The 8,748-nt window shown below is 63.3% G+C and carries 10 protein-coding genes; 4 read left to right on the top strand and 6 right to left on the bottom strand.

The genetic code is table 11. From position 1 onward, the window contains the following. Together mnmC and AC1D1P_RS08410 are read right to left on the bottom strand one after the other, a co-directional pair. Positions 1-1,473, bottom strand: a 1,473-nt coding sequence (mnmC, locus tag AC1D1P_RS08415; RefSeq protein ID WP_477672664.1) for a bifunctional tRNA (5-methylaminomethyl-2-thiouridine)(34)-methyltransferase MnmC2/FAD-dependent 5-carboxymethylaminomethyl-2-thiouridine(34) oxidoreductase MnmC1, incomplete at its 3' end; no start/stop codon positions are given. Positions 1,474-1,482: 9 nt separating this feature from the next. Continuing rightward, positions 1,483-1,764 carry an oxidative damage protection protein gene (locus AC1D1P_RS08410; RefSeq protein ID WP_477670829.1) on the bottom strand — a complete coding sequence of 94 codons (282 nt, stop codon included), beginning with the start codon at positions 1,762-1,764 and terminating at the stop codon, positions 1,483-1,485. Positions 1,765-1,920: 156 nt separating this feature from the next. Here AC1D1P_RS08410 and AC1D1P_RS08405 point away from each other — a divergent pair, with 156 nt between their 5' ends. The 3 genes from AC1D1P_RS08405 to AC1D1P_RS08395 all read left to right on the top strand — a co-directional run bounded on the left by AC1D1P_RS08405 (position 1,921) and on the right by AC1D1P_RS08395 (position 4,009). Continuing rightward, positions 1,921-2,961, top strand: a complete 1,041-nt coding sequence (locus tag AC1D1P_RS08405) for a sulfate ABC transporter substrate-binding protein (protein WP_477670828.1) — start codon at positions 1,921-1,923, stop codon at positions 2,959-2,961. Positions 2,962-3,105: 144 nt separating this feature from the next. Further along, on the top strand, positions 3,106-3,705 hold the full coding sequence (gene ssuE / locus AC1D1P_RS08400; RefSeq protein WP_477672663.1) for an NADPH-dependent FMN reductase: 600 nt from the start codon (positions 3,106-3,108) through the stop codon (positions 3,703-3,705). 88 nt (positions 3,706-3,793) lie between these two features. Further along, on the top strand, positions 3,794-4,009 hold the full coding sequence (locus AC1D1P_RS08395; protein ID WP_477670826.1) for a TOBE domain-containing protein: 216 nt from the start codon (positions 3,794-3,796) through the stop codon (positions 4,007-4,009). Between the two features lie 52 nt (positions 4,010-4,061). Here the strand turns inward: AC1D1P_RS08395 and AC1D1P_RS08390 are convergent, their stop codons facing one another. Continuing rightward, complete coding sequence (locus AC1D1P_RS08390; RefSeq protein WP_477672662.1) at positions 4,062-5,138, bottom strand: alkene reductase; 1,077 nt, start codon at positions 5,136-5,138, stop codon at positions 4,062-4,064. A gap of 96 nt (positions 5,139-5,234) precedes the next feature. Continuing rightward, on the bottom strand, positions 5,235-6,035 hold the full coding sequence (locus tag AC1D1P_RS08385; RefSeq protein WP_477672661.1) for an SDR family NAD(P)-dependent oxidoreductase: 801 nt from the start codon (positions 6,033-6,035) through the stop codon (positions 5,235-5,237). A 68-nt stretch (positions 6,036-6,103) separates the two neighbouring features. Here AC1D1P_RS08385 and AC1D1P_RS08380 point away from each other — a divergent pair, with 68 nt between their 5' ends. After that, positions 6,104-6,724 (top strand): MarR family winged helix-turn-helix transcriptional regulator, encoded by a 621-nt coding sequence (locus AC1D1P_RS08380; RefSeq protein ID WP_477672660.1) that lies wholly within the window; start codon positions 6,104-6,106, stop codon positions 6,722-6,724. A 142-nt stretch (positions 6,725-6,866) separates the two neighbouring features. On the opposite strand, the gene AC1D1P_RS08375 is transcribed toward AC1D1P_RS08380, so the two are convergent. Beyond that, a complete protein-coding gene (locus AC1D1P_RS08375; RefSeq protein ID WP_477672659.1) occupies positions 6,867-7,910 on the bottom strand; it encodes a Bug family tripartite tricarboxylate transporter substrate binding protein in 1,044 nt (347 codons plus the stop codon). Positions 7,911-7,968: 58 nt separating this feature from the next. Beyond that, positions 7,969-8,748, bottom strand: a 780-nt coding sequence (locus tag AC1D1P_RS08370; RefSeq protein WP_477672658.1) for a CaiB/BaiF CoA transferase family protein, incomplete at its 5' end; no start/stop codon positions are given.

The following is an 8,748-nucleotide window of genomic DNA, read 5'->3' as shown; positions in this document are numbered from 1 at the left end:
GTTCACGGGAAAGGGTGGCAGCGCATCGGCTGTGCCGGACTCGTGCAAGCCCCAGCTCACCTGGCCCCGGATGGCCTGCAATGCCAGTTCGCCAGCCTTGTTCGTACCGGCGCCGGCTGCCAGTTCCAGGCTGGCATAACCGGCAGCTAGCACCACGAGTTCGGCGCGAGCCAACTCCCGGCCCTGCGCATCCAAAACCTGCCATTGGCCCGAGGCCTGGTTCAGGCGGTTCACTATTGATCGGCCGTGCGACAGCACACCCGGCCCCGCCAGCCAGGCGTCGACCAGGGCGGCCGGCCGGATCCAGCCGGCCCGCGCATGCCACAGCGCGGGCGTATCCGGCGGCAGGCCGCATTGCCTGAGCTTGTCGGCGTCGGCTGGCCCTGTCCAGTCGCTAGCGGCGTCGACCCAGTCTGTTTGCCACGCCTCGGGCCGTTTGCGCGGGTGCTCCACCGCGTGCTCCAGCACGCCGGTGCGGCCCCAGTCACCGGCCTGCAGCAAGGCCTCAGCTTGCTGTAGCGTGGCACGAATGCCATGGCGCGACAGGCGCGAGAGCGGGTTGTCGTCGGGCGAGACATGCGGCGCCAGCAAGCCGGCGGGCAGGCCGGACGCCCCGGTGGCGGGCTCTTCGGCCGCGTCCAGCACCACGACCTGCCAGCCGCGACGCGCCAGGCTGGCCGCCACAGCCGCGCCGGCCAGGCCGGCGCCAATCACCACGCAGCGCCCGGGCAGCCGGCGAGCGGGCGAGGGCTGCGCTTTTTTAGGTTCCCACGCCGGGTTGAACTCGCCCTGCAGGTTGTCGCGTTTGGGCGGTATGCCCGGCACCTTGCCCACCACAAATCCGCATTGCGCCAGCGCATCGCGCACGCTGCGCGCAATCGTCCAGGTGGCAACACGCGTGCCGCGCCGGCAGCAGCGCGCTACCGCCTTGAAAGTATGGATGTCCCAGATGTCCGGATTGCGCTGCGGGCTGAAACCGTCCAGGTAGACCGAATCGGCTTCAAACAACTGCTCGCGCAGCATGGCCTTGGCGTCACCGATGCACAGCGTCAGCAAGACCTGGCCGCCTTCAAACACCAGCCGGTGAAAGCCCGGCAGCAGCCCCCATAGCTGGCGCTGCAACTGTTCGGCGAAAGGCAGCAATTCAGGATGGGTCCTGGCGCTGCGCAGCACATCTTCGGCGCTCGCCGGAAAGGCTTCAGTCGAGACGAAATGCAGCAGGCCAGGGCGCTTCGGGTCGGCCTTCCAGGCGGCCCAGGTCACCAGGAAATTCAGGCCCAGGCCGAAGCCGGTTTCAAGAACAGTCCATTGCGGCTGACCGGCCCAGGCCCCAGGCAGGCCGCAGCCCTTGAGGAAGACTTCTTTAGCCTGATCCAGCCCGCCCAGCTCGCTACGGTAGCGGTCGCCAAAGCGCGGGCTGTAGGGGCTGCCGCCGGCGGTGCCGTCGTCCAGCCACTCAATGCGCTCGGGCATGCGGTCAGGTCAGGGCGTGGGTGTCGTGGGTGGGACGTAGCCTTGCACTGCGTCGGCGCCGTCGCCGAAGAAATGTTTTTCCATCTGCCGTGCCAGGTACTGGCGGGCGCGGGCGTCGGCCAGGTTCAGGCGGTTTTCATTGACCAGCATGGTTTGCTGCTTCATCCACTCCGCCCAGGCTTCCTTGCTGACTTCTTCCCAAAGGCGCTTTCCTAGCGGGCCGGGGTAGGGCGGGAAGTCCAGGCCTTCGGCTTCTTTGCCGAGTTTGATGCATTTGACGAGGCGTGCCATGGGGTAGTTCTTTCGTAGGGCTAAGTTGTAGCTGAGATGTCTAAGGATGTTTGTGGAATAAAGAACTGATTTTTTATTCGTTCCAGTTTCTAAGGTCTGCTTCCAGAATCCATTTTGTTCGCATTTACACGCAATTTTTTGGAAAAGAGAGCAACCATGACTTCACGCCGCAACTTTATCAATGTTTCCGCCCGCACTGCCGTGGCGGCCGGTTTGGGTTTGACGCTGGCAGGGTCACTGCTGACCGCCCAGGCCCAGCAAGCGCCCGTCACGCTGCTCAACGTCTCGTATGACCCAACCCGTGAGCTTTATGTCGAATACAACGCGGCCTTCAGCAAATACTGGAAAGCCAAGACCGGCCAGGATGTGACGATCAAGCAGTCGCACGGCGGCTCCGGCAAGCAGGCCCGCTCCATCATTGACGGCCTGGACGCCGACGTGGCCACGCTGGCCCTGGCCGGCGACACCGACGCGTTGGTCAAAAACGGCGGCTGGTTGTCGGCCGACTGGCAAAAGAAGCTGCCGCACAACTCGTCGCCCTACACCTCCACCATCGTGCTGGCCGTGCGCCAGGGCAATCCCAAAGGCATCAAGGACTGGGATGACCTGATCAAGCCCGGCATCAACGTGATCACGCCCAACCCTAAAACCTCGGGCGGCGCCCGCTGGAACTACCTGGCCGCCTGGGAATTCGCCAAGCGCAAATACGGCAGCGACGCCAAGGCCAAGGAGTTTGTCGCCAAGCTCTATGGCAACGTTTCGGTGCTGGACACCGGCGCCCGCGGCTCCACCATCACCTTCGCCCAGCGTGCCCAGGGCGACGTGCTGATCGCCTGGGAAAACGAAGCGTATTTGCTCGAAAAAGAATTCGGCGCCAAGTTTGACGTGGTCGCGCCTTCCCTGAGCATCCTGGCCGAGCCCGCCGTTGCCGTGGTCGACAAGAACGTCGACAAGAAGGGCACCCGTGCTGTGGCCGAGGAATACCTGAAGTACCTCTACTCTGAAGAAGGCCAGGACATTGCCGGCAAGAACTTCTACCGCCCGGCCGTTTCGCAAAGAGCCATTGCCAAGTACGCCAAGCAGTTTCCCAAGCTGAACCTGTTCACCATCGACCAGGCCTTCGGCGGCTGGGCCAAGGCTGATAAAGAGCATTTCGCCGACGGCGGCTCGTTCGACCAGATCTATACCAGGAAATAGGCCCCCCCGAAGCGGCCTCTGGCCGCCTCCCCCCAAGGGGGCGCCCGCTGCGGCCCGGCTGAGCCGGTTCCGCGCCGGCACTGGAATGGGAGAGCTGGCACACGCCGCTTGGTAATCAATGCAACTCAGAGAGCTCCACAAATAATGTCCTCGCAACAATCCGTATTGCTGATTGCCGGCAGTCCTTCCGAACAGTCCCGCTCGGCGGCGCTGCTTGACTCCGTCAGCGACAGGCTGGCCCTGCGGGGCGGCGTGGTGGTCGACCGGTTGAACATCCGCGAGCTGCCGGCCCAGGCCTTGCTGCTGGCTGAGTGGGGGCATCCGGCGATCGTGAAAGCCATTGACCAGATTGCCCGCGCGCGTGCGATCGTGGTGGCCACGCCGGTCTACAAGGCGGCTTACAGCGGCCTGCTCAAGGTGCTGCTTGATTTGCTGCCGCAAACGGCGCTGAAGGAAAAAACCGTGCTGCCACTGGCCACCGGCGGTAGCCCCCACCACATGCTGGCGCTGGACTACGCCCTGCGCCCGGTGCTGCAGGCGCTGGCGGCCCGCCACATCCTGCCGGGCGTATATGCCACCGATTCGCAGGTGCCGAAGTCGGCCGACAAGCGCTATGAAGTGGGGCCCGAGATCACCGTGCGTCTGGACGATGCGGTGCTGACGCTGTTGGCGGAAAGCTTCCGGATGCCGGCCACCACGGGCTTTGAGCCTGTGCATTTTTCGCGGGTGCGATGTAGCGTCTGAGCTGAGCCGCCCGCCGGTGCTGAATTCAGGCCACTGAATTCATCGATTTTCAGTTCAACGTTTTTACCCAAGTTCCAGGAGAACCTTTATGTCCATCCAAGCCATCAACGTCCGCAACCAGTTCCGCGGCCGCGTGAAAGAAATCATCCGCGGTGACGTGGTGTCTGAACTCGACGTCGAAACGCCCTGGGGCATCGTCACCTCCGTCATCACCACGCGGTCGGTCGACCAGCTCGAGCTGGCCGTCGGCAGTGAGGTGGTGGCACTGGTCAAGTCGACCGAAGTGTCCATCGCCAAGCTGTAGATTCGAGGCCCCAGCGTGTCCCGGTTGGGTACCCATCTGGGACGTTTGATGCTCACCCTGCCAGCGTCGGATAGTCCGTGTAGCCCTTGGCGCCGGGTGTGTAGAACGTGTCCGGGGCAGGAGCGTTCAAGGGCGCGTCCTGGCGCAAGCGCTCGACCAGGTCAGGGTTGGCGATGAAAGGCCTGCCTATGGCAATCAGGTCCGCGCGGCCTTCGCTCAGCGCCTGTTGTGCGCTGGCTTTGTCCTGTCCGCCGGCGAGAATGAAGGGGCCGTTGAACGCAGCCCTCAAATCTGTCTTCAACTTCGCCGGGACGGGAGGGGCGCCCATGGCCGAATGGTCCAGGACGTGAACGTACATGAGGGCGAGCGCAGAGAGTTGCTTCACCAGCGCCAGGTACTGTTCGTCCACGCCTTCGAACGCGCCGGTGCTATTGACCACGCCGTGGGGCGACAGGCGGATGCCGACTCGCTCAGCGCCGATCTCTTTTACGGCAGCACGGGCGACCTCCAGTACCAGCCGGTTGCGCCCTTCGGCCGTGCCGCCGTAGCCATCGGTGCGGCGATTGACGTTGGCGTTCAGGAATTGCTCAAGCAAGTAACCGTTGGCCGCGTGCAGCTCGATGCCGTCAAAGCCGGCCTGGATGGCAAGACGCGCGGCGGTGGTGTATTCGCCGATCACGGCCTGGATGTCGGCCTCGGTCATGGCGCGCGGCGGTGAGTGCGGCTGGCTGCCTTGCGTATCGGTCCACATCTCGCCGGGGCAGGTCTCGGGTGAAGGCCCAAGCACTTCGGCGCCGGCCGGCAGGTTGGCCTGGTGGGTCACGCGGCCGGTATGCATCAGCTGCACGACGATCTTGCCGCCTTTGGCATGGACGGCGTCGGTCACCAGCTTCCAGCCTTGCACCTGGGCGTCATTGAAGAGGCCCGGGATGCGGGCGTAACCCAGGCCGTTGGGCGACGGCGAGGTTCCTTCCGTGATGATGAGGCCGGCGCTCGCGCGTTGGGCGTAGTAGGTGGCCATCAGGCTGTTGGGCGTGTTGTTGTCGACTGCGCGACTGCGCGTAAGCGGTGACATCACGGCACGGTTTTTGAGTGAGATCGCGCGCAGGGGGAATGCATCGAAAAGCATGGGCTGTCCTTGGGGAAATAGAGAAGGGGAGAGAACGGAGAAAGAAGAGAGAGAGAAGAGAGAAAAGGAAAAGCAGTAACGTTCAGTTCGCTGGACTCAGCGAATCTTGTAACGAGGGGCCGGCGTTCCAACCTGGGTGCCCGCGAACAGTTCGGTGCGGGCCGCATCGTACTTTTCCCACAGACTCGCATCAGCGACTGACGGCCAGGTGATCGTTTCGCCCTGGTCCAGGCCCGCGAGCGCTGCATCGACCATGTTTTCGGTCGTCATCAAGGCCTCCTTGTTGAGGGCTGCCAGCGGAACGCCTGACAGATCCCAGATCTCGGTGGCCGTCGATGCGGGCAGTACCAGCTGAACCTTCACCCCGGTTTCGGCGAGTTCTTGCTGCAGACTGCGGCTGTATTGCAGTACGAAGGCCTTGGTGCCGCTGTAGATGGCGCTGATTGGCAGCGAGTGAACGGCCAGGGCGGATGCGATATTGATGATCAGGCCCTGCTTCCTCGCCACGAAGGCTGGCACCGCAGCTTGCGTCAGGCGCGTCAGTGCTGTGATGTTGAGGGCAATCTGGGACAGCACGTCATTTGCCGCCATCTGGGCAGCCGGTGCCAGGCGCGCAATACCGGCGTTGTTCACCAGAACGTGCACATCCCCATCGGTGGCCAGAATCGTTTCGATCCGCGCCACATCCTCGTCTTTTGTCAGGTCGGCCGAGATCGGCTCAGCTTTGATACCGTGCGCCTTTGAGACCGATGCGCAGAGCGCTTCCAGGCGGTCAGCGCGCCGGGCGACAAGGATAAGATCGTATCCACGTGCGGCGAAGCGGTCCGCATAGACGGCTCCGATGCCGGAGGAAGCCCCTGTGACAAGAGCGACTTTCCTGGAACTGTTGTTTGTCATTGCTGTTTTTCCAATAAAATTGAGGGCTCAACTAAATAAGTTGAGGGCTCAAATGTATGATTGATTGCATGAAATCAATCGATGGTGCAGTACTCAACCATTTTGATAGTATGGGAATTACCACAAACCTTGTCGATGCGAAAAGCAGCCTGGATATGCCCGCCGCAGATGAGCAGGACATCCTGGGCGGACGGGCTTGCACGATCACACCACTGCGCCTTGCGACTCGCAGACTTGAGCAGCTTTATGACGAAGCGCTGGCACCGTTGGGCCTCAAAGCCACGCAGCTCGCGCTTATCGCAGGAATACACAGGCTCACGGGCGCCGATCAACAAGGACCGGCGCTACAGAACCTGGCGACCCTGCTTGCCATTCAACTTTCTGCGCTTACCCATGCGCTAAGGCCTCTGGTGCGTGACGGAATTGTTGAGTTGCGTCAGGACGCCCAGGACCGCCGGACCAAGCACAGCGTTCTCACTTCGCTTGGCAAGACCCGGCTTTCAGAAGGCATAGTGCACTGGGCAGCAGTCAACGACCAAGTGGAGGTCGTTCTGGGTTCTGCCTCGGCTGCGAACTTGAGGGCCCTGGCCGATCAGGTGGCATCCGACGAGTTTCTGGTTGCCTACAAGACGGAGAACCCAGCCCCGTTGGCTACCCTCGGCTCCAGGCAAGCTGAAAAGAACGCCTGATTACAAYGGTTTTCGGGGTCTCGCCGTCGGTTTACTTAACAGTGACGTGCGCAAGCAGCTACTAAAAAGATAGCAACCATAAGGTTGCTCTGCCACGTTGGCGTTGCAAAAAGAGGTGCGAAGGCGCGCCTGCGCGCAGGCCTTACTGCAGTTCGACGCCCGCCTTTTTCACCAGCTGCGCGTACTTCACCAATTCACTGCGAAAGTACTGCGCGGCGGCTTCCGGGCTGCCGGGGTTGATGGTGTTGCCCTGCTTGAGCATGGCTTCCTTCACCTCGGGCGTGGCGTAGGCGGCAGCCACCGCGGCGTGGATGCGCTTGACGTCGGCTGCCGGCAGCTTCGCGGGGCCTATCACCGCGAACCAGCCTTCCATGTTGTAGTTGGGCAGGCCTTGTTCCGCAATGGTCGGGATGTCGGGCGCCGCGGGTGAACGGGCGCTGCCGCCCACACCGATGGCGCGCAGGGCGCCGCTTTTCAGGTGCGCCTGCACCGCGGGGAGCGCCAGCACGCCCATGTCCACCTGCCCGCCGATCATGTCGGCAACCATGGGGCCTACGCCCTTGTAGGGAATGTGTTTGGCCTTGACCTGTGCTTCGTCCAGAAACATCTGCGCGGCCAGGTGCAGGATGGTGCCGTTGCCCGACGACGCATAGTTGTAGGCATCGGGTTTAGCCTTGAGCAGGGCGACCAGTTCTTTCACATTGATGGCTGGCAGTTTGGCGGGGTTCACCACCAGCACCATCGGCGTGGTGCCGATGACAGTGATGGGCGTGATGTCCGCCACCGGGTCGAACGGCAGCGACTTGTACACGCTGGGGTAGATCACGTGGTTGTTGGACACCACGCTCAGCGTCATGCCGTCGGGGGCAGCCTTCACAAGCGCGGACGTGCCGACAATGCCGCCTGCGCCGGGCTGGTTTTCAATCACCACCGGGTTGCCCAGCGCCTTGCCCAGCGCAACACTGGCCGCTCGCACGATGGTGTCCACGCCCGAGCCGGCGCCCACCGGCAGGATGAAGCGCACCACCTTGTCGGTAGTCTGGGCCAGCAATCTGCGTGGCGATGCCAGGAAGGCGCCGCCGGCAAAAAGGGCGCCGAGTCCCCAGAGGGCCTGGCGCCGGGTTGCGGGTTTGTTGCTCAAGGCTGAGGTATCGGTACTGCGGATCATCTTCATCTTGGGGGTCATTTTGTCTCCTTCGTTGTCGTGAGTCGCGCAAATCGGCCGGCAGGTTCAACTCACTGCCTCAACTGACTGCCGCTTGCCGGTGCAGGTCATCCATTTCACCCGCGCTGTAGCCCAGGCCTGCCAGCAGCTCGCGGGTGTGCTCGCCCAGCGTGGGCGGGTGCAGGCGAACCCCCAGCCGCTCCCCTTGCATGGTGATGGGGAACAGCGTGGTTTTTACCATCTGGCCGGCCTTGGGGCCATCGGGCAGGCGCACATCGGCCAGGCCGCCGGTGGCCAGCAGGTGCTCGTCGTCGAACAGGTCTTCGGGCCTGCGGATGGGGGCAAACGGCAGGCCGGCTTTTTCCATCATGGCTGAAAGCTCGCCGGCGCTGCGCGGGGCCAGCCGCGCCGCAAGGTCCTTGAGCAGGGCGGGGCGCACCGCCACGCGCTGGTTGTTGGTGGCCAGCGCCGGGTCGGCCTTGAGGTCGGGAAAGCCCAGCACGGTGCAAAAGGTTTGCCACTGCGCGTCGCTCACGGCCGCCAGGAAGATTTGTTCACCGTCCCGTACCGTGAACACGTCGTACACCGCCCAGGGGTTGTCGCGCGCGGGCATGGGGGCCGGGTGTTTGCCCGTCATGGCGTACTGCAGCATGTGCTGGCCCATCAGGAAGACATTGTTTTCATACAGCGCCGACTGTACTTCCATGCCCTTGCCGCTAATACCGCGCTGGATCAGCGCGCCCAGCGCGCCGATGGCGCCGAAGAGGCCGCCCATGATGTCGTTCACGCTGGTGCCGGCGCGCAGCGGGTCGCCGGGCCGGCCCGTCATGTAGGCCAGGCCCCCCATCATCTGCACCAC

It is taken from the genome of Polaromonas sp. P1_E1_2 (assembly GCF_056406035.1).
The sequence above is the reverse complement of the archived record's forward strand: the minus strand, read 5'-3'. Positions and strand labels throughout refer to the sequence as shown.